Below are 17596 nucleotides of genomic sequence, written 5' to 3'. Positions count from 1 at the left end.
GCGTCGCGCGCGTTGCGGAGCCTTATTGATGATCGCCCCTTTGGGGGCGTCTGTCATCCACGGGTAGTTGCTCAGGTGCTCGACTGGCGAACACCGGGGAGCAACGAATATTCCATCGGCCATAAAAAAACCGCCGGTGCGAAAGCACGCGGCGGTTCTTAGTCGGTTCAGCGCGGCGGATCTTACAGCTTGCCGTAGCTATGCAAGCCCGACAGGAACATGTTCACGCCGAGGAACGCGAAGCTCGTGACCAGCAGCCCGGTCAGCGCCCACCACGCGGCGAGCGCGCCGCGCAGGCCCTTCATCATACGCATGTGCAGCCAGGCCGCGTAGTTCAGCCACACGATCAGCGCCCACGTCTCCTTCGGGTCCCAGCTCCAGTAGCCGCCCCAGGCTTGGGCGGCCCACAGCGCGCCGAGAATCGTCGCGATCGTGAAGAACGCGAAGCCGACCGCGATCGACTTGTACATCACGTCGTCGAGCACGTCGAGCGCCGGCAGACGATCCGCGAGCACGCCGCGTTCCTTCGCCAGATATGCGACGCCGACCATCGCCGACAGCGCGAAGCTGCCATAGCCGATGAAGTTCGCCGGCACGTGAATCTTCATCCACCAGCTTTGCAGCGCCGGCACGAGCGGCTGGATCTGCTGCGCGTCGCGCGCGACCGAGTACCACATCAGGAAGCCGACGGCTGCGCTGATCACGAGCAACACGAACGCGCCAAGCGCGCGCGTGTTGTAGTGCTGCTCGTAGTACAGATAGAACAGCGCGGTGATCAGGCTGAACAGCACGAACACTTCATAGAGGTTCGAAATCGGAATATGGCCGACGTCCGCGCCGATCAGATACGACTCGTACCAGCGCACCATCATGCCGACGAAGCCCATCAGCACCGCCGCCCACGTCATCTTCGAGCCGATCGCGGCGCCGGTCGGCGAGCGCGACAGCAGCGCGATCCAGTAGAACACGGTCGCGAATACGAAGAGCGCGCTCATCCACAGGATCGCGGACTGACTCGACAGGAAATACTTGAGGAAGAAAGCGTTGTCGGCGCGGCTCAGATCGCCGTCGTAGATCTGGATCGCCAGCAGCGACAGGGCGGCGATTCCCAACATCAGCGGACGCACCGGCTTCCAGCGCCAGCCGAGCACGACGAAAACCGGCACCGAGCACACCAGCACCAGTTTGTCGTAGTAGTTCATGAACGGGTAATAGCGCGACAGCGCGAACCCGGCGCCCCCGACAAGCGCGAGCGCGAACAGCCAGTCGGCGATACCCAGGCGTTTCAGGAACGGCCGTTCGTCGAAATTGGGGAGTTCGGGCGTGCTGCTCGCAAACGCCGTGTCGGCGCGTGAAGCAGAAGAAGAGGAGGAAACCTGAGTCAAGTCCATGATCTTACCGGGTCGAATCCTGTGAGCTTGCAGACGGAGCGGCGGCCTGAGCGGCCGGGCTGGCATCGGCTGCTTCGATGAGTTTCGCGCCCAGTGCGGCGCTCACGGCGGCGCGCGTCTGGACGAACTCTTTCTCGAAGTCTAGCGTCTTACGCGCGCTCGACATCGCCATTACGACGCTCGTGCCGTGGTCCGTATCCTTGAGCCAGAACCACAGACGCCGTTCGCGAACGTAGAACATCGAGAAGATGCCCAATACGAGAAGCAGGCTGCCAAGATACACGACTTTTTTGCCCGGCGCGCGCGTCAACTGAAATACCGAAGCTTGCACCTGCTTGAATGAATCAAGCTGCAAATAGACCGGCGATCCATACAGAAAGCTGTCGGAAATCGCATTAAGCGAACTCTGGATGAAGCGGCTCGTGTCCGCATCGGTCGGCGCGGCGGGCTCGCCGAGCCGCTGGCGCGACTGTTGCCACAAGTCCCACGTCACGCCTTCGAGCATGCGAAGCAGCAGGCCCGCGGCCTTTTCCTGCTCGCCCTTCGGTACCGAGCGGTCGATAAACCCAGCGACCGCCTGGAAGCCGCCGAGCGTTTCGCCATTCGGCATCTTCATGCTGCTGTCGGCGCCCGCAAAAAGGGTCAGCACCCGCAAGGCGCTTTCCTCCAGATGTTGCTGCAACTCCGCATTTGAACCCGGCACCGAACGCTGCGCGAATTGATGAGCGGCCATGGCCCGTTGGTTCGGGTCTTCCAGCGTGGCGCGCAGATTCATCCATTCCTTGAGCGTGCCGCCGCTGTCGGCGGGAATTCGCAGATAGCGGAACGGGTCGTCGGGATTCAAGCGCATGCCGGCGAGGAACATTTTCTCGCCGTTCACGTCGACGGGCAGCATGTAGTTGTTGTATTCGCGCGCCTGGCCATCCTTGCCGCGAATCTTGTACTGCACCGACGGGCCGACGTTGTGCAGATCGAGCGGCTTCGACGTTTTCGCGCCGGAGCCGAGGCGCTCGTCGAACGCTTCCTTCAGCGAGTGCTGCGCGGCAACCCCGCGCGCATCGTTCTGCCCGTTACCGTTCGAGATGTTTTCGACGTTGATTGCGCGGAAGTCGGTGAATTCGACGGTCTGGCCGTCGGCCAGCGGCGTGGCCGAGCTCAACGGCGCGCTGCCGCCGATCGTGCCGCCAAACGGCGCGGGCTTAGCACTCGGGCCGGACATCGGGAAGGCAGTCATCTGCATCTGCGAGCCGCCGTCCTGGAAGCTCGATTGATAAATCGACACGCCGTCGTATTCGAACGGCTTGTTGACCTCGACGCGCGCCGGCACGCGCGCGCCGGTCTTGTGATCGATCACGACGATGTCGCTCGCGAACAGCTTCGGCATGCCGGTCGAGTAGTAATCGACGATGAACTTGTTGAGCTCGATCGAAAACGGCAGGTCCTGGATCAGCGAACCATTGGGCTGATTCAGGATCGCGGTCGACACGTGCTGCCCTTCGGGTACCCACGCGTAGCCGCGGAACGTCGGGTTCGATTGCGACAGCCGATGCTCGGGCGAAATCTCGTTGATGACCGTGTTCGAGTTGATCGGCGACTTGTCGAACAGCCACATTTGGAGCTTGATCGGCAGATTGCTGTCGAGCAGGCCGCCGAGGCAGATCACGACGATCGCGAGGTGCGCGGAGATGTAGCCGAACTTCGTCAGCGCGCCACGCTTCGCGGCGATCAACGTCGCGCCGTCCGACTCGCGCGTGACGAATTTGTAGTCGAGCTTCGCCGACAACCTTGCGAGCACCGCCGCCGACTGTGCGCGCGCGCCGTGCACCGCGAACTCGCCCTTGTGATGGAACGCGCGCAGGCTGCCTTCGCGAACCTTGTCCTTCCAGCTCCTCGCGTCGGCGACCATCTTCGGCCCATTGCGGATCACGCACAGCGACACGGACACCATCAGGAAGCCGAGAATCAGCATGAACCACCACGAGCTGTACACCGTGTAGAGGCTCAGCGCGCGGAAAATGTCCGCCCAGAACGGACCGAACTGGTTGACGTAGTTGGGATACGGATCGTCCTGCGTGAGGACGGTACCGATGATGCTGGCGATCGACAGAATCACCAGCAGCGCAATGGCAAAACGCATCGAGCTCAGGAGCTCGATGGCGCTGCGCATGACGCGATTGCCCGACTTCGACTGCAGACCCGACGTGGTGACGCTCATTCAAACTCCGACTGAACAGCAAAAAAGGGTGAAGGGCTGTCATAGCGACGACACCCTCACCCTTTTCTTGTTTTTCACCGGCCTCGCCGGGCCGGTTGGATTCGCGCGGACGAAGCGCTTAATGCAGGCCCGCGATGTAGTCGGCGACCGCTTTGATTTCGTTGTCCGACAGACGCGATGCTATCGCATGCATCGCGTCGTTGTTATTACGAGCGCCCGGACCTTGCGTGAACGCGGTCAATTGCGTCACCGAGTACTCGGCCCACTGCCCCGACAGGCGTGGATACTGGATCGGAATACCCTGCCCCGTGGGCCCGTGACAGGCCGCACAGGCCGGCACGCCGCGGTCGGCAATCCCACCGCGATAGATCTGCTGCCCCACCGCGACGGTGTTCTTGTTGTGCGCATAGCCAGGCTTGGGCGTCTGCGTCGAGAAGTAAGCCGCGACGTTGATCATGTCCTGATCGGAAAGCGCGGCGGCCATGCCCGCCATGATCGCATTGTTGCGCGCGGCCTGTTTGGCGCCCGGCTGCGCCTTGAAATCTCTGAGCTGCTTGACGAGATACTCAGGATGCTGGCCCGCCAGTTTCGGGTATGCGCCGCCGGCACTGTTGCCGTCTGCGCCGTGACATGACGCGCATACCTGAACCGCGATTGCCTGCCCCCGATTGATGTCCGGCTTTGCCGGATCTGCTGCTCGTGCCTGAATTGCCAAACCTGAAAGACCTGCCGTTACATGAAGCACCATCAGAGCCTTGCACAGTCGATTCATTCGCACACCCTGTCTCGTCTTGTGGGATTTTAGAGGTTCTGCAAAGTACGACGACGGCGACCGAGTGACCGCCAGGAGCCGCCAAGGCACGTGGGGCGGCCTCCTAAGGTTTTCAGTAAACCATCGTATTGTACAATAACTCGCTAATCGCTTAGACGCCAGTCGGGCTTGACCCCGTTCCCGCTGCGAGCTCCGCAGCTTCTCCATCTGGCTTCCACCATGCCCTTCCTGCTCCACGAATCCCGCTTCTATACCACCGTCAATCATCTGCGCGACCTGCCGGCCACCGCGCAGCCCGAGATCGCTTTCGCGGGACGCTCGAACGCGGGCAAATCGACCGCGATCAACGTGCTCTGCAATCAGAAGCGACTTGCATTCGCAAGTAAGACGCCTGGCCGCACGCAGCACATCAATTATTTTTCGGTTGGCAAGGCGGATGAGCCGACCGCCTATCTGGTCGACCTGCCGGGCTACGGTTATGCGGAAGTGCCGGGTGCGGCGAAGGCGCACTGGGAGGCGCTGCTGTCCACGTATCTGCAATCGCGCTCGCAACTGCGCGGCATGATCCTCATGATGGATTCGCGCCGCCCTCTGACGGATCTCGATCGGCGCATGATCGAGTGGTTCGCGCCGACCGGCAAGCCGATCCACACGCTGCTCACCAAATGCGACAAATTGACGCGCCAGGAAAGCACGAACGCGTTGCGCACCGCGCAGAAGGGACTGGCCGAATATCGGGCTGCGGGCTATCGCGGCGAACTCACCGCGCAACTGTTTTCGGCGCTCAAGCGAACGGGGCTCGATGAAGCGCATGAGCTGATCGAGAGCTGGCTGATCCCGGAGGCAGCGGGCGAAACAGGCGAAACGCCGGCCGCGGGCTGAACGCATATCAATGCAGGAATCCCGCGGCACGCGTGATATGCCTGTAAAACACGCGTCAGAGCGCGTTTGCGGCCGCGCATAAAAAAACCCGCCGCTTGAACGGCGGGTCAAACAGCCTAATCGAAAAACGACAGGCACCCGCTCAGGGAGGAGAAGCGGGGAGGTCAGCGCTAGGCGCCTTGCTCGATCGGTATGATATACCATTGTCTCGAAAAGTTTCCGGGAGCGGAGCCAGGTGCCATTTGTCCACTCCACCTATCCACGATCTTCGATTCGATATGAGCTTCTACCCTCACTACCGTCCGCGCCGCATGCGCCGTGACGACTTCTCGCGTCGCATGATGCGCGAAAACATCCTCACGACCAACGATCTGATTTACCCCGTGTTCATCGTCGAGGGAACCAACGTGCGGCAAGCCGTGCCGTCGATGCCGGGCGTCGAGCGCGTGTCGGTCGATCTGCTGATGGGCGTCGCCGAGCAGTGCGTCGAACTGGGCGTGCCGGTGTTGTCTCTGTTTCCGGCGATCGAGCCCTCGCTGAAAACACCCGAAGGCCGTGAAGCGGCCAACCCGGCGGGCCTGATCCCGCGCGCGGTGCGTGAGTTGAAGAAGAATTTTCCGGAACTCGGCGTGCTCACCGACGTGGCGCTCGATCCGTATACGAGCCATGGTCAGGACGGCGTGCTCGACGAAGCCGGCTACGTGATCAACGACGAAACCGTCGAGATCCTCGTCGAGCAGGCTCGTGCGCAGGCGGAAGCCGGCGTCGACATCGTCGCGCCGTCGGACATGATGGACGGACGCATCGGTGCGATCCGCGAAATGCTCGAGAGCGAGGACCACATTCACACGCGCATCATGGCGTACGCGGCAAAGTACGCTTCGGCGTTCTACGGCCCGTTCCGCGATGCCGTCGGTTCCGCGACGAACCTAGGTAAGAGCAACAAGATGACCTACCAGATGGACCCGGCCAATTCGAACGAGGCGCTGCGCGAAGTGCAGGCCGACATCGACGAAGGCGCGGACATGGTGATGGTCAAGCCGGGCATGCCGTATCTGGACATCGTGCGTCGCGTGAAGGACGAGTTCCAGTTCCCCACCTACGTGTACCAGGTAAGCGGCGAATACGCGATGCTGAAGGCCGCCGCGCAGAATGGCTGGCTCAATCACGACAAGGTGATGATGGAATCGCTGCTCGCGTTCAAGCGTGCAGGCGCGGACGGCGTGCTGACGTACTTCGCGCTGGATGCAGCGAAGATCCTGCGTTCGCAGAAGTAAGCCTGGCGCGGTTTAGCGCGCGGCCGTCGACAAAAAAACGGAGGCGAACCCTAGGGTTTCGCCTCCGTTTTTTTGTGCGGCCCTTTGCGAAGCGGTGGCGTTGCAACGCCCCGCGGCCTTCGATTACACCCCCGACGCACTCGCCCGATCCAGTGTGCGCAGGAATTTATCCGCCGATTCGTAGCCGACTACCCGCAACACTTCCTTGCCACCCTGATCGAAAAAAATAATCCCCGGCGGCCCGAACAGATTGAAGCGCTTGAGCAGCGCCTGGTCGTCGGTATTGTTTGCAGTGACGTCGGCGCGCAGCAGATTCATCTGCTTCAGCTTCGCCTGAACGCGCGGGTCGCTGAAGGTGAATTTCTCCATTTCCTTGCAGCTCACGCACCAGTCCGCGTAAAAATCGAGCATGGCTGGCTGCGCCGCCGTTTTGACGGCCTGGTCGAGCTGATCCGATGAACGTACCGACGCGAACGTCAAATCGCTTTGCGACGCCGTTGCGGCCGCGCTGGAGCCATCCTTCGCGATGCCCGCCTGATTGCCGACGCGAGCCGCGAGCACCGCCAGCGGTCGCAGCGGATCCGACGATCCCGCCGCGAGGCCAACTAGAAGCGCCGCTGCCCAAACCGCCATCACGACGCCGACCGCCCGCCCAAGCCGGTGCCATATCGAGGCGCCCGCAACCGACTTGGAAAACAGGCCGAGTGCAACCGCGGCGATCAGCAGCCAGAGGGCGCTCAATAGCATCGACGCCGCCCCGCCGAGCACCGGCCAAACAATCCACAGCGCCGCGGCCAGCAGAACGACGCCAAAGAACACTTTTACGCTGTCCATCCACTTGCCCGCGCGCGGCAGCAGCGTACCCGCGCCGAGGCCAATGATCAGCAGCGGCAGCCCAAGCCCGATGCCCATCGAGAACAGCGCCGCGCCACCGAGCACGGCGTTGCCGGTATGCGCGATGAACGCGAGCACCGCAAAAAGCGGCGCGGTCATGCAGGCGCCGACAACCAGCGCCGACAGCGCGCCCATCACGGCGACCGCGGTTAATTTGCCACCCGAGCGTCCCGCTGACGCGCTCGACATGCGTTCGCGCCAGCGCGGCGGCAGTTCGAGATCCACACCGGCGATCAGCAGCAGCGCGAAAATCATAAGAAGCCCGCCGAACGCGCCGAGCACCCACGGGTTCTGCAGCCATGCGCCGAGACTCTGCCCGACGAGTGCCGCCACGATACCCAGCACCGTGTACGCGAGCGCCATCCCGACTACATACGCGAGCGACAGCGCGAAGCCACGCCTGCGCGTGACGCGCGCTCCCTCACCGATGATGATCGCCGACAGAATCGGAATCATCGGATACGAGCACGGCAGCAAGCTCAGAATGGCGCCGGCAACGAAATAAAGCCCGACGATCGCAAAAAAACCGCCACGCTGCAGCAGCGACTGCGCGTAATCGGCGCTGGTGGCGCGTTCGTACCAGGGTTCGTTGTCAGTGGCGGCGGATTGTTGCGCGGTTGGGGTCGCCACCCCGCGGCCAGCCGGCTGCAGCGCCTCGCTGCTCACGTGGTACACGCGCTCCATCGGGGGGTAGCAGATGCCCGCGTCGGCGCAGCCCTGCGACGTCACCGCAAGATCGAACGGTCCGGCAGCCTGCTTGACCGGAATACGAATAGTCAGCTTGTTGCGGTACGTCTCGACATTCTTGTTGAATGTCTGATCGAACTTCACGTGACCGCCTGGCAGTTCAGGCTCGCCAAGCGTCGCCGTGCCGTTGCGGGTCGCGAACGCGAAGCGCTCGCGGTACATGTAGTAGCCGTCCGCAATCTTGTAGGTGACGACGACTTGGCCGGGGGCCTCGGTCGCGCTGAACCGGAACGCGACGGACGGGTCGAGGAAGTCGTCCGCGGCGCGTGCGAGCGTGGCGACTTGCGCGAGGAACACGCAGCCGAGCAGAAAGAATGCGGTGCGCAGCGCAGCGCGCGCGCGCCGGTCGAGACCGTTAAACATGAAGAGGGCGTTGGGTTTCAGCAGTGATCCACTGGCCGTAGGCGGCGGAGGCCGTCGCTTGCCATGAGAGGATTTCCGGCGTGCCGTACGGATGGTGAGCCTGAATGTATTGCTCCAGTTCGAGCGCGCGAGCGGCGCTGGTCTTGAACAGCAGCTGGATTTCCTGCGCGGTTTCGATCGCGCCCTGCCAGTGATAGCTCGACTGCACGCTGCCTAGCTGGGTGACGCACGCGCAAAGGCGAGCAGCGAGCGCGTCGGCTGCGAGCTTTTGAGCGACGGCCGCATCCGGCACCGTTGTCAGCACCAAGGTCACATTCACACTCACACCAAGCTCCGGCGGCGCAGGATTTCGATCCCGATATCGTATCACCTGACCCTGTCGCCCTGCATGGCGTCACGCGGTGCGGCCGCGACATTTGGTCACTGGGACGCGGCTTTCGACATCGATGAAAAAATCCGCCGCCGTGTCAAGTCCTGGAATAGGTTGACAGTATCCAGATGCTAGAGCGCCCGACGCACCGCATCGAGCGTTTTGTATTTCAGAGCGGCATGTGGCCGCTCATGGTTGTAGGTGCGCACCGACTGTTCGACCATCTTTGCCGCCTGCTTGAGATCGGCAGGACGCTGCAGCAAGAACTCGCCTTTAGGAATGGCTTTGATTCGTTCGGCCAGGGCGTTCCGATAGTAGTCGTAGCCGTCCGCCATCGAACATCGCAAGCCGTGGCGCCGATGAATACCCTGATAGTAGGTCGAACAGTACTGCTTAGGTTCAAGGAGTCGTCGCAACACCCGCCATCAAGCTGCGAATAGTAACTCCTCTAGCGCTTCTGCTGGCGTCTTCCATCCGAGTGTTTTGCGTGGTCGGCGGTTTAGCGCGTTGGCGACCGCGTCGAGTTCACGCTCCGAGTATCGGCTGATATCGGTGTCCTTTGGAAAGTATTGTCGAAGTAGGCCGTTGGTGTTCTCATCGGTCCGCGCTGCCACGGGCTTTGTGGATCGCAGAAGTAAATTGCTAGGCCGGTGTCGATCTTTAGCTGGTATCCGTCAGCGGAACTCGTGTTGACGGAATCGCCGGGTTAGATGTCGACAATCTTTCGCAGCAGAGCGTACGAGACTCGCCAATGGCCTTCCGAATCATTAACGGCGATAGACGCAGTTTTCGCGTTCAACCGGACGATGATGCCGACTCGTTCGCCCAGATGTTTGTCGGTGAAGCCAACGGTGTCGCCAATGAAGAATTCCTCGCGTTGTGCTCGCGGTGGCGGCGACGCGGGCGCGCGAGTCGGGCCGCTCATAGTGTCAGGGATAACCGCCGCGTATGGCACCGACCAACGCTGACGGCTCTGGTTATCCTGGATCACCGCCTGTGATTGCCGCAGCTCCACCACCGTTCCGTGCGAAGGTGGTCCGAGCGGATCGCCCCCGATATAGCTAACCTCCATTCCCAGGTGCAGGCGTTGACGCACTTCGAGAATCCGTCGCGGGTCGTCCAGCATTTTGCCGATGGCGAGATAGAGGCGATACAACTCGGCGCTGGGCGCCTGCCGAAGCGAGTCGAGAATGTCCATGGGCGGTGAGGTGTTTATCGGGCGAACGACAACAGTTCGTGCACCCAGTTGACAGCATACGATGGTAACTGCTCAAGCGTGCGCTCAAGCCACGAATAGGGCTCGATTGCGTTCAGGCGAGCTGTACCGATCAGGGAATACATCGTGGCGGCCGCTCGAGCGCCACGCGCCGAGCCTGCGAACATCCAGTTCGATCTTCCGACGGCAATCGGGCGAATCTGACGCTCCAGCGCATTGTTGTCCGGTAGCAGAATACCGTTCTCAGTGTAGCGACGAGCACTGGCCAATGACGTAATGCATAGCCGAAGGCTTTCGCGAGTGGCCCCTGAGTCGGCAAACCGATGACGTTGCCCTCCAGCCATTGCCGGAACTGTTTGAGCACCGGCAGCGCCTCGGTTTGCCGCGCCGCATATTTGATGTCGGGTGTGTGATCCTTGATCCGCGACTCGATCGCATACAGTCGGGCGATCCATTGCAGCGCTTGCGCTGCAAGTCCGGGTTTGCTTTGCGCCTTCGCGATTTCGAAGAAGCGTCGGCGGCAATGGGCCCAACATCCGATCTCGACGATGTCTCCCGTTTCGTAGAGCGCGTCATGCCCACTGTACGCGTCCGCCTGCAGATAACCTTTGTGCTTTTGCAGGTACCGCAGCGGATGCGAGCCCGCGCGCGATTCGGCGAACTCGAACACCACCGCCGGCAGGTGGTCGACCCAGACGCCGTTCTCCTCGCGTTGGCCGGCGCCCAGATAGCCCCATAATCGCGCCGTGCGCGTCGCCTTGCGACCTTTCTCGAGCAATGGCAACGTCGTGTCGTCCACGTGCATGCGCGGGGCTCGCAACTGGTGAGACCGTCGCGGTGGCAGCAGCACTTCGAGCAGTTCGGCTGCCGCCACCTTCCATTCGCACAGCGTTGCCCGGGGCAGATGCACACCACGTCCTGCATAGCGCATTTCCTGCCAGTTCAAAGGCAGATGATCGACGTAGGTATTGACCAGGATGTTAGCCAGTAGGCTTGCGCTCGCATCGCTCTTCGGCAGCGGCGAAGGCTGTGCGCTTGCGGTCACGATGGTCGACTCACCGTCTTTCCTTGCCGCGTACCTGAAGCGGATGTGCTCGATGACGATGAGCCTGGACAGTTCGTAGTGCAGCGTCTCGCTGCGCTCTTCGCCGATACTCTCGAGCGAATCGAATGCGACTTTCTGTTCGTCGCTCAGATCGTATTCAACTCGCCTGCGCGGCAGATTTTTCGGCAGCGTCGGACGCCCCTTGCGGGTGTGGCCCGCGACCGCAACCTCCACGGACTCAGGAGGGACGGGCAACTCCGTGGCCGCATCGAACAGTTCCGCCTGGCACGACAGCCGCTCGGAACTGACACCGAAGCGCACGCGTTTGGCTTGGGCAATCTGGTGCTGCAGGATTTCCAGCTGCTCCCACAGCACGCATGCCAGCCTGTTCTGTTCGAGCGCGAAGGCTTGCAGCGCATCGGGCTCGACCGGCAAATCCGCGACAGTGATGGCGGTGGGCGACATGGCTATCATGATGCCCAACTCGCGCGACGTTTACAAGATCGGAGAGCGTTGTATCTGCGCAAGCAATAGCCAGTTCAGCTCACGCGCGTCACTGCGACGGCGCGATGCGGCTCGCGCGCCGGGATCTCAACGCCTTCGAACCATGCGTTGAGCTCGGCGAGGTGTGAAGCCGCGTAGCGCGAGCGCCAGCGGTGACGGAAGGCGGACCTTTCAAGGCGCTTGTGCCAGAGCGCGAAGCCGGTGCGATCCCAGTAAAGGCATTTGACTTTCGAGCGGTCCCGGCCGACGAACACAAACAGATCGCCCGAGACAGCGTTCTGGGCGTTCCGCCCCACGCTCAGCCTTCCATGGGGCGACTGTGGCCCGATACGTTAGCGTATTTCAGGATGAGTCACAGAAAACAAAAAAGCCAGGCGATGCGCCTGGCTTTTTGTCGAAGTAGAAAGCTTACTCAGCTTCTTGCACTTCCGTTTCTTCAACTTCCGGACGGTCGAGCAGTTCGACCAGTGCCATCGGCGCATTGTCACCAATGCGGAAGCCGAACTTCAGCACGCGGAGGTAGCCGCCCGGACGGTTTGCGTAGCGCGGGCCGAGCACGTCGAAGAGCTTCGTGACCGAGTCACGATCGCGCAGGCGGTTGAACGCCAGACGACGGTTTGCGAGCGACGGCTTCTTTCCGAGCGTGATCAGCGGCTCGACGACTTTACGAAGTTCCTTCGCCTTCGGCAGCGTGGTCTTGATGACTTCGTGCTCGATCAGCGAGTTGGACATGTTACGGAGCATTGCCAAACGGTGGCTGCTCGTGCGGTTCAGTTTCCGCAGACCATGACGGTGACGCATGTTAATTCCTTCAGTTCAAAGTTTTGGTCCAGCTCTTCTATCGCACTCGTTCTGCACCATCAACAACAAACAGTGAGCGCACGGGCCGGTAGTGACAACAGACAAGACGCGGATTTTAAAGGAAAATCCGCGTCTTTGCCAGTACAGTACAGCGGCGCAATTCGCGGGTTACACCCGACCGAGTTGTCCGCTTACTTGTCGAGACCAGCCGGCGGCCAGTTTTCGAGCTTCATGCCGAGCGTCAGACCACGCGATGCCAGAACTTCCTTGATCTCGTTCAGCGACTTCCGACCCAGATTCGGAGTCTTGAGCAACTCGTTCTCGGTACGCTGGATCAGGTCGCCGATGTAGTAGATGTTCTCGGCCTTCAGGCAGTTCGCGGAACGAACCGTCAGTTCGAGATCGTCGACCGGACGCAGCAGGATCGGATCGATCTGCGGTGCGCGCGACGGCGCTTCCGCCGCTGCTTCGGTACCTTCCAGCGCCGCGAACACCGACAGTTGATCGACCAGAATGCGCGCCGATTGACGGATCGCTTCTTCCGGCGAAATCACACCGTTGGTCTCGATGTTCATCACGAGCTTGTCGAGGTCGGTGCGCTGCTCGACGCGAGCGCTTTCGACCGCGTAGCTCACGCGACGAACCGGCGAAAACGAGGCGTCCAGCACGATCCGGCCGATGATCTTGGCCGACTCTTCACCGTAACGACGCACATTGCCCGGCACATACCCGCGGCCCTTTTCGACCTTGATCTGCACGTCGAGCTTGCCGCCCTTCGACAGATGCGCAATCACGTGATCGGGATTGATGACTTCGCAATCGTGTGCGAGTTCGATATCGCCGGCCGTGACCACGCCTTCGCCTTCCTTCCGCAGGGTAACCGTCACTTCGTCACGGTTATGCAGCTTGAAGACGACGCCCTTCAGGTTCAACAACAGGTTGACCACATCCTCTTGCACACCGTCGAGCGTCGAATACTCGTGCACGACGCCTGCAATCGTCACCTCGGTCGGGGCGTAGCCCACCATCGACGACAACAGCACGCGCCGAAGTGCGTTACCCAAGGTGTGGCCATAACCGCGTTCAAACGGCTCCATGACCACTTTCGCATGGCTCTCGCCAAGCGATTCAACTGCAATAATCTTGGGCTTCAACAAACTGGTTTGCATAGGTTTTCCTTTTCAATACCCTCGGCTCGTTACACCGATAAGGCTGACCGGTAACAACCTGAAAATAAACAGCCGAGACACCCCCCTTGCGCAACGCAATCAGGGCGCCCCGGCCGTCAATCCGTTTACCGCGAATACAATTCGACGATCAGGCTTTCGTTGATGTCGCCAGCGATGTCGCTGCGTTCCGGCTTCTGCTTGAAGGTACCTTCGAACTTCTTCGCGTCGACCGCGACCCAGCTCGGCATGCCGCCCTGTTCAGCGAGCGACAGCGCCTCAATGATGCGAGCCTGCTTGCGCTTCTGTTCGCGCACGGCGACGACGTCCCCAGCCTTCACTTGCATCGACGGGATGTTCGTCACGACGCCGTTCACCGTGATTGCCTTGTGGCCAACGAGCTGACGTGCTTCAGCGCGCGTCGAGCCGAAGCCCATGCGATACACGACGTTGTCCAGACGCGATTCGAGCAGTTGCAGCAGGTTTTCACCCGTGTTGCCCTTCAGGCGGTCTGCTTCAGCGAAGTAGCGGCGGAACTGGCGCTCGAGGACACCGTAGATACGCTTTACTTTTTGCTTCTCGCGCAGCTGAGTGCCATAGTCGGACGTACGTGCGCCCGAGGTACGGCCGTGCTGGCCGGGCTTGCTGTCAAGCTTGCACTTGTCAGCGAGCGAACGGCGCGCGCTCTTCAGGAAGAGGTCAGTGCCTTCACGGCGGGACAGCTTGGCCTTGGGGCCGATATAACGTGCCACGTTGATTCCTTCTGTGATTTATCACGCGAATGCTTCCACTCGCGCTAGTCCGAACCCTTTGGGTCGAACGGTGGGCTTAGTCAATTCAATAACGCGCGCAGCCCGCCACCGCGCAAGGCGGCAACAGGCGCTCGCAATCCCAGCGTCTTAGATACGACGACGCTTCGGCGGACGGCAGCCGTTGTGCGGGACCGGCGTCACGTCGGAGATCGCGGTGATCTTGATGCCAAGACCATGCAGCGCGCGCACCGCCGATTCACGGCCAGGACCGGGGCCCTTGATCCGCACTTCGAGGTTCTTAACGCCGTATTCCATTGCCACCCGGCCAGCCGACTCAGCTGCGACCTGAGCTGCAAACGGGGTCGACTTACGCGAACCCTTGAAGCCCTGACCGCCTGACGTTGCCCAAGCAAGCGCGTTGCCTTGACGGTCGGTAATGGTGATGATGGTGTTGTTGAACGACGCGTGAACGTGAACCACGCCCTCGGCGACGTTCTTCTTGACCTTCTTGCGAACGCGTTGCGCCGCAGAGTTGTTCGAAGCCTTAGCCATTACGTTTTCCTGTAACTGTCAGTTCCGCTTACTTCTTCAGCGATTGCGCTGCACGACGCGGCCCCTTGCGCGTACGGGCATTCGTACGCGTACGCTGGCCGCGCAGGGGAAGACCCTTACGATGCCGCACGCCACGATAGCAGCCGAGATCCATCAGGCGCTTGATGTTCATCGTCGTTTCACGGCGCAGATCGCCTTCAACGATGAACTTGCCGACTTCTTCACGCAGCTTTTCGAGGTCTGCGTCAGTCAGGTCTTTGACCTTCTTCGAAAATGCCACACCAGCAGCGACGCAAATGTCGCGCGAGCGCGTGCGACCGATACCGTAAATAGCCGTCAGGCCGATTTCAGTATGCTGGTGATTCGGGATGTTAACCCCTGCGATACGAGCCATTGTTTTTCCTCAAACAAAAAGCGCAAGCAAAAGCGCGGCGTTCAGCCTTGACGCTGTTTGTGGCGCGGATCAGAGCTGCAAATCACGCGCACAACGCCTTTGCGCTTGATGATCTTGCAATTGCGGCAAATGCGCTTAACCGATGCCATCACTTTCATGATATTACCCTTTTTTCAAATCACTTCGCCCGGAACACGATCCGCGCACGCGACAGATCGTAAGGCGTCAATTCAACCGTCACCTTGTCGCCCGGCAAAATCCGGATGTAGTGCATCCGCATTTTGCCGGATATGTGTCCCAACACGACATGGCCGTTTTCCAGCTTCACCCTGAAGGTAGCGTTAGGCAGGTTCTCGATTACTTCGCCCTGCATCTGGATAACATCGTCTTTGGCCATAAGTCCTTTCAACGCATCGGGACGCCGCCGCCTTTGAAATTAGCTTTCTTCAGCAGCGATTCATACTGTTGCGACATAACGTACGACTGCACCTGTGCCATGAAATCCATTGTGACGACGACAATGATCAGCAGCGACGTTCCACCAAAATAAAACGGCACGTTCCAGCGCAGCACCAGAAATTCGGGCAGCAGGCAAACGAACACGATGTAGATCGCACCGGCCAACGTCAGACGCGTTAGGATGCGGTCGATATATCGCGCCGTCTGATCGCCCGGGCGGATGCCAGGGACGAAAGCGCCGCTCTTTTTCAGGTTGTCGGCCGTTTCCCTGCTGTTAAACACCAGTGCGGTGTAAAAGAAACAGAAGAAGACGATCGCCAACGCGTACAGCAACACGTACACGGGTTGACCGGGCTTCAGGGCTTCGGCCACGTTGTGCAACGTGTCTGCGAACCAGCTGGTACGCGAACCCGAACTGAACCAGTTCAGGATAGTTGCCGGGAAGAGAATGATCGACGATGCGAAGATCGGCGGAATCACACCCGACATGTTCAGCTTCAGCGGCAAATGCGAAGACTGGCCGCCGTAAATCTTGTTGCCCACTTGCCGCTTCGCGTAATTCACAAGAATCTTGCGCTGGCCACGTTCGATGAACACCACCAGATACGTCACAGCCGCAATCAGCGCGACGACGATAATCGCCGAGATGATGCTCATCGAGCCGGTTCGCACCAGTTCAAAGAGACCACCGATTGCGTTCGGGAAACCTGCCGCAATACCGCCGAAAATGATGATCGAGATACCGTTACCAAGCCCGCGTTCCGTGATCTGCTCACCCAGCCACATCAGGAACATCGTGCCGGTCACTAGCGTTACGACCGTCGTCAAGCGGAAAACCATCCCCGGATCGATCACGAGGCCCGGCTGATTTTCCAGCGCGACGGCAATACCGAAGGCCTGGAACGTCGCCAGCACAACCGTGAAGATCCGCGTGTACTGCGTAATCTTCCGCTGACCTGCCTGCCCTTCCTTTTTCAGCGCTTCGAGCTGCGGCGAAACAATCGCCAGCAACTGCATGATGATCGACGCCGAAATGTACGGCATGATCCCAAGCGCGAAAATCGTGAACCGCGAAAGTGCGCCACCCGAGAACATGTTGAACATGCCTAGGATGCCACCCGACTGGCTTTGGAACAGCTTCGCCAGTTGGTCCGGGTCGATACCCGGCACCGGAATGTGCGCGCCGATTCGGTAGACGACCAGCGCCAGCAGCAGGAACACTGCTCGCCGGCGCAGATCACCAAACTTCGCCGCGCTGCGACCGGGTTTTGCGAGACTCGGGCTGTTAGCCAAGTACCTTCTCCGATGCAAATGCTAGTGACGGCAAATAACTTGCGCGTTACTCGGCAAAAGAGCCACCGGCTGCCTCGATAGCAGCACGTGCGCTCTTCGTCGCACCCAGACCCTTCACAACGACCTTGCGCTTGAGCTCGCCCGTTGCAATGATCTTGGCGCTACGGATCAGCTCGCCGACCAAGCCGGCTTGCTTGAGAGCCAGCAGATCGATTTCGTCGACCGGCAGCTTCTCCAGATCCGAGAGACGCACTTCACCGACGAATTCCTTCGTCAGCGAGGTGAAGCCACGCTTCGGCAGGCGACGTTGCAGCGGCATTTGACCGCCTTCGAAGCCAACCTTATGGAAGCCGCCCGAACGCGACTTCTGACCCTTGTGACCACGGCCAGCGGTCTTGCCGAGGCCGGAGCCGATGCCGCGACCAACGCGACGCTTTGCGTGCTTCGCGCCTTCAGCCGGCTTCAGGTTATTCAATTCCATTATCAACTCCTTGAGTCCTAGT

20 protein-coding genes and 2 pseudogenes are annotated in these 17596 nt (G+C 60.6%); 2 read left to right on the top strand and 20 right to left on the bottom strand.

Annotated features, from left to right (window positions below; all coding sequences use genetic code 11):
• Window positions 1-182 precede the first annotated feature (182 nt).
• The 3 genes from ccsB to OKW44_RS31200 form a co-directional block, all read right to left on the bottom strand.
• Window positions 183-1391, bottom strand: a complete 1209-nt coding sequence (gene ccsB / locus OKW44_RS31210) for a c-type cytochrome biogenesis protein CcsB (protein ID WP_018420168.1) — start codon at window positions 1389-1391, stop codon at window positions 183-185.
• Between the two features lie 4 nt (window positions 1392-1395).
• Window positions 1396-3606: a cytochrome c biogenesis protein ResB gene (locus tag OKW44_RS31205; RefSeq protein WP_018420167.1), complete on the bottom strand. Its 2211-nt coding sequence runs from the start codon at window positions 3604-3606 to the stop codon at window positions 1396-1398.
• A gap of 118 nt (window positions 3607-3724) precedes the next feature.
• Window positions 3725-4378 (bottom strand): c-type cytochrome, encoded by a 654-nt coding sequence (locus tag OKW44_RS31200; protein ID WP_026225728.1) that lies wholly within the window; start codon window positions 4376-4378, stop codon window positions 3725-3727.
• A gap of 219 nt (window positions 4379-4597) precedes the next feature.
• Here OKW44_RS31200 and yihA point away from each other — a divergent pair, with 219 nt between their 5' ends.
• Both yihA and hemB read left to right on the top strand, forming a co-directional pair.
• The gene (yihA, locus tag OKW44_RS31195; RefSeq protein WP_018420165.1) at window positions 4598-5260 is read left to right on the top strand and encodes a ribosome biogenesis GTP-binding protein YihA/YsxC; all 663 of its coding nucleotides are present in this window, start codon (window positions 4598-4600) and stop codon (window positions 5258-5260) included.
• Window positions 5261-5538: 278 nt separating this feature from the next.
• Entirely contained in the window at window positions 5539-6537 is a 999-nt protein-coding gene (gene hemB / locus OKW44_RS31190; RefSeq protein WP_018420164.1) for a porphobilinogen synthase, read from the top strand.
• Between the two features lie 123 nt (window positions 6538-6660).
• Here the strand turns inward: hemB and dsbD are convergent, their stop codons facing one another.
• The 17 genes and pseudogenes from dsbD to rplO form a co-directional block, all read right to left on the bottom strand.
• Window positions 6661-8541 carry a protein-disulfide reductase DsbD gene (gene dsbD, locus OKW44_RS31185; protein ID WP_018420163.1) on the bottom strand — a complete coding sequence of 627 codons (1881 nt, stop codon included), beginning with the start codon at window positions 8539-8541 and terminating at the stop codon, window positions 6661-6663.
• Window positions 8534-8866, bottom strand: a complete 333-nt coding sequence (gene cutA / locus OKW44_RS31180; RefSeq protein ID WP_026225727.1) for a divalent-cation tolerance protein CutA — start codon at window positions 8864-8866, stop codon at window positions 8534-8536. The genes dsbD and cutA overlap by 8 nt, the downstream gene beginning before the upstream one ends.
• Before the next feature lie 176 nt (window positions 8867-9042).
• Window positions 9043-9303: pseudogene (locus OKW44_RS31175) on the bottom strand (integrase core domain-containing protein); the annotation flags it as partial.
• A gap of 7 nt (window positions 9304-9310) precedes the next feature.
• Window positions 9311-9563: pseudogene (locus OKW44_RS31170) on the bottom strand (IS30 family transposase); the annotation flags it as partial.
• 54 nt (window positions 9564-9617) lie between these two features.
• Complete coding sequence (locus tag OKW44_RS31165) at window positions 9618-10109, bottom strand: hypothetical protein (protein ID WP_018420160.1); 492 nt, start codon at window positions 10107-10109, stop codon at window positions 9618-9620.
• Window positions 10110-10123: 14 nt separating this feature from the next.
• Complete coding sequence (locus OKW44_RS31160) at window positions 10124-10252, bottom strand: transposase domain-containing protein (RefSeq protein WP_162633934.1); 129 nt, start codon at window positions 10250-10252, stop codon at window positions 10124-10126.
• Window positions 10240-11637, bottom strand: coding sequence for an IS66 family transposase (tnpC, locus tag OKW44_RS31155; RefSeq protein ID WP_051103774.1), 1398 nt, complete (start codon window positions 11635-11637; stop codon window positions 10240-10242). Before tnpC ends, OKW44_RS31160 begins: the two co-directional genes overlap by 13 nt.
• Window positions 11638-11711: 74 nt before the next feature.
• On the bottom strand, window positions 11712-11972 hold the full coding sequence (gene tnpB / locus OKW44_RS31150) for an IS66 family insertion sequence element accessory protein TnpB (protein WP_018420159.1): 261 nt from the start codon (window positions 11970-11972) through the stop codon (window positions 11712-11714).
• A 112-nt stretch (window positions 11973-12084) separates the two neighbouring features.
• Window positions 12085-12477 carry a 50S ribosomal protein L17 gene (rplQ, locus tag OKW44_RS31145; protein WP_018420158.1) on the bottom strand — a complete coding sequence of 131 codons (393 nt, stop codon included), beginning with the start codon at window positions 12475-12477 and terminating at the stop codon, window positions 12085-12087.
• A 191-nt stretch (window positions 12478-12668) separates the two neighbouring features.
• Window positions 12669-13646 carry a DNA-directed RNA polymerase subunit alpha gene (locus tag OKW44_RS31140; protein WP_007730697.1) on the bottom strand — a complete coding sequence of 326 codons (978 nt, stop codon included), beginning with the start codon at window positions 13644-13646 and terminating at the stop codon, window positions 12669-12671.
• Between the two features lie 125 nt (window positions 13647-13771).
• A complete protein-coding gene (rpsD, locus tag OKW44_RS31135; protein WP_013090752.1) occupies window positions 13772-14395 on the bottom strand; it encodes a 30S ribosomal protein S4 in 624 nt (207 codons plus the stop codon).
• Window positions 14396-14542: 147 nt separating this feature from the next.
• Window positions 14543-14947 (bottom strand): 30S ribosomal protein S11, encoded by a 405-nt coding sequence (rpsK, locus tag OKW44_RS31130; RefSeq protein ID WP_006052224.1) that lies wholly within the window; start codon window positions 14945-14947, stop codon window positions 14543-14545.
• Between the two features lie 28 nt (window positions 14948-14975).
• Complete coding sequence (rpsM, locus tag OKW44_RS31125) at window positions 14976-15341, bottom strand: 30S ribosomal protein S13 (protein WP_008923332.1); 366 nt, start codon at window positions 15339-15341, stop codon at window positions 14976-14978.
• A 41-nt stretch (window positions 15342-15382) separates the two neighbouring features.
• Window positions 15383-15499 carry a 50S ribosomal protein L36 gene (gene rpmJ / locus OKW44_RS31120; protein ID WP_004199844.1) on the bottom strand — a complete coding sequence of 39 codons (117 nt, stop codon included), beginning with the start codon at window positions 15497-15499 and terminating at the stop codon, window positions 15383-15385.
• 20 nt (window positions 15500-15519) lie between these two features.
• On the bottom strand, window positions 15520-15738 hold the full coding sequence (gene infA / locus OKW44_RS31115) for a translation initiation factor IF-1 (RefSeq protein WP_004521905.1): 219 nt from the start codon (window positions 15736-15738) through the stop codon (window positions 15520-15522).
• 8 nt (window positions 15739-15746) lie between these two features.
• On the bottom strand, window positions 15747-17093 hold the full coding sequence (secY, locus tag OKW44_RS31110) for a preprotein translocase subunit SecY (RefSeq protein ID WP_013090753.1): 1347 nt from the start codon (window positions 17091-17093) through the stop codon (window positions 15747-15749).
• Between the two features lie 46 nt (window positions 17094-17139).
• Entirely contained in the window at window positions 17140-17574 is a 435-nt protein-coding gene (gene rplO / locus OKW44_RS31105; RefSeq protein WP_018420156.1) for a 50S ribosomal protein L15, read from the bottom strand.
• Window positions 17575-17596 lie beyond the last annotated feature (22 nt).

This window comes from Paraburkholderia lebeckiae (genome assembly GCF_050436325.1).
GTDB classification, from domain to species: domain Bacteria; phylum Pseudomonadota; class Gammaproteobacteria; order Burkholderiales; family Burkholderiaceae; genus Paraburkholderia; species Paraburkholderia tuberum.
Note: the sequence above shows the minus strand (reverse complement) of the source record. Positions and strands in the feature narration are given on the sequence as shown.

Excerpts from the sequence above, each read along its gene's own strand:
- rpsK (WP_006052224.1), bottom strand. The coding sequence starts at position 14,947 with ATGGCTAAGGCTTCGAACAACTCTGCGGCGCAACGCGTTCGCAAGAAG.
- yihA (WP_018420165.1), top strand. The coding sequence starts at position 4,598 with ATGCCCTTCCTGCTCCACGAATCCCGCTTCTATACCACCGTCAATCAT.
- rpsM (WP_008923332.1), bottom strand. The coding sequence starts at position 15,341 with ATGGCTCGTATCGCAGGGGTTAACATCCCGAATCACCAGCATACTGAA.
- rpmJ (WP_004199844.1), bottom strand. The coding sequence starts at position 15,499 with ATGAAAGTGATGGCATCGGTTAAGCGCATTTGCCGCAATTGCAAGATC.
- hemB (WP_018420164.1), top strand. The coding sequence starts at position 5,539 with ATGAGCTTCTACCCTCACTACCGTCCGCGCCGCATGCGCCGTGACGAC.
- OKW44_RS31160 (WP_162633934.1), bottom strand. The coding sequence starts at position 10,252 with ATGTATTCCCTGATCGGTACAGCTCGCCTGAACGCAATCGAGCCCTAT.
- rplQ (WP_018420158.1), bottom strand. The coding sequence starts at position 12,477 with ATGCGTCACCGTCATGGTCTGCGGAAACTGAACCGCACGAGCAGCCAC.
- ccsB (WP_018420168.1), bottom strand. The coding sequence starts at position 1,391 with ATGGACTTGACTCAGGTTTCCTCCTCTTCTTCTGCTTCACGCGCCGAC.
- dsbD (WP_018420163.1), bottom strand. The coding sequence starts at position 8,541 with ATGTTTAACGGTCTCGACCGGCGCGCGCGCGCTGCGCTGCGCACCGCA.
- OKW44_RS31140 (WP_007730697.1), bottom strand. The coding sequence starts at position 13,646 with ATGCAAACCAGTTTGTTGAAGCCCAAGATTATTGCAGTTGAATCGCTT.
- tnpC (WP_051103774.1), bottom strand. The coding sequence starts at position 11,637 with ATGTCGCCCACCGCCATCACTGTCGCGGATTTGCCGGTCGAGCCCGAT.
- OKW44_RS31200 (WP_026225728.1), bottom strand. The coding sequence starts at position 4,378 with ATGAATCGACTGTGCAAGGCTCTGATGGTGCTTCATGTAACGGCAGGT.
- OKW44_RS31165 (WP_018420160.1), bottom strand. The coding sequence starts at position 10,109 with ATGGACATTCTCGACTCGCTTCGGCAGGCGCCCAGCGCCGAGTTGTAT.
- OKW44_RS31205 (WP_018420167.1), bottom strand. The coding sequence starts at position 3,606 with ATGAGCGTCACCACGTCGGGTCTGCAGTCGAAGTCGGGCAATCGCGTC.
- rplO (WP_018420156.1), bottom strand. The coding sequence starts at position 17,574 with ATGGAATTGAATAACCTGAAGCCGGCTGAAGGCGCGAAGCACGCAAAG.
- infA (WP_004521905.1), bottom strand. The coding sequence starts at position 15,738 with ATGGCCAAAGACGATGTTATCCAGATGCAGGGCGAAGTAATCGAGAAC.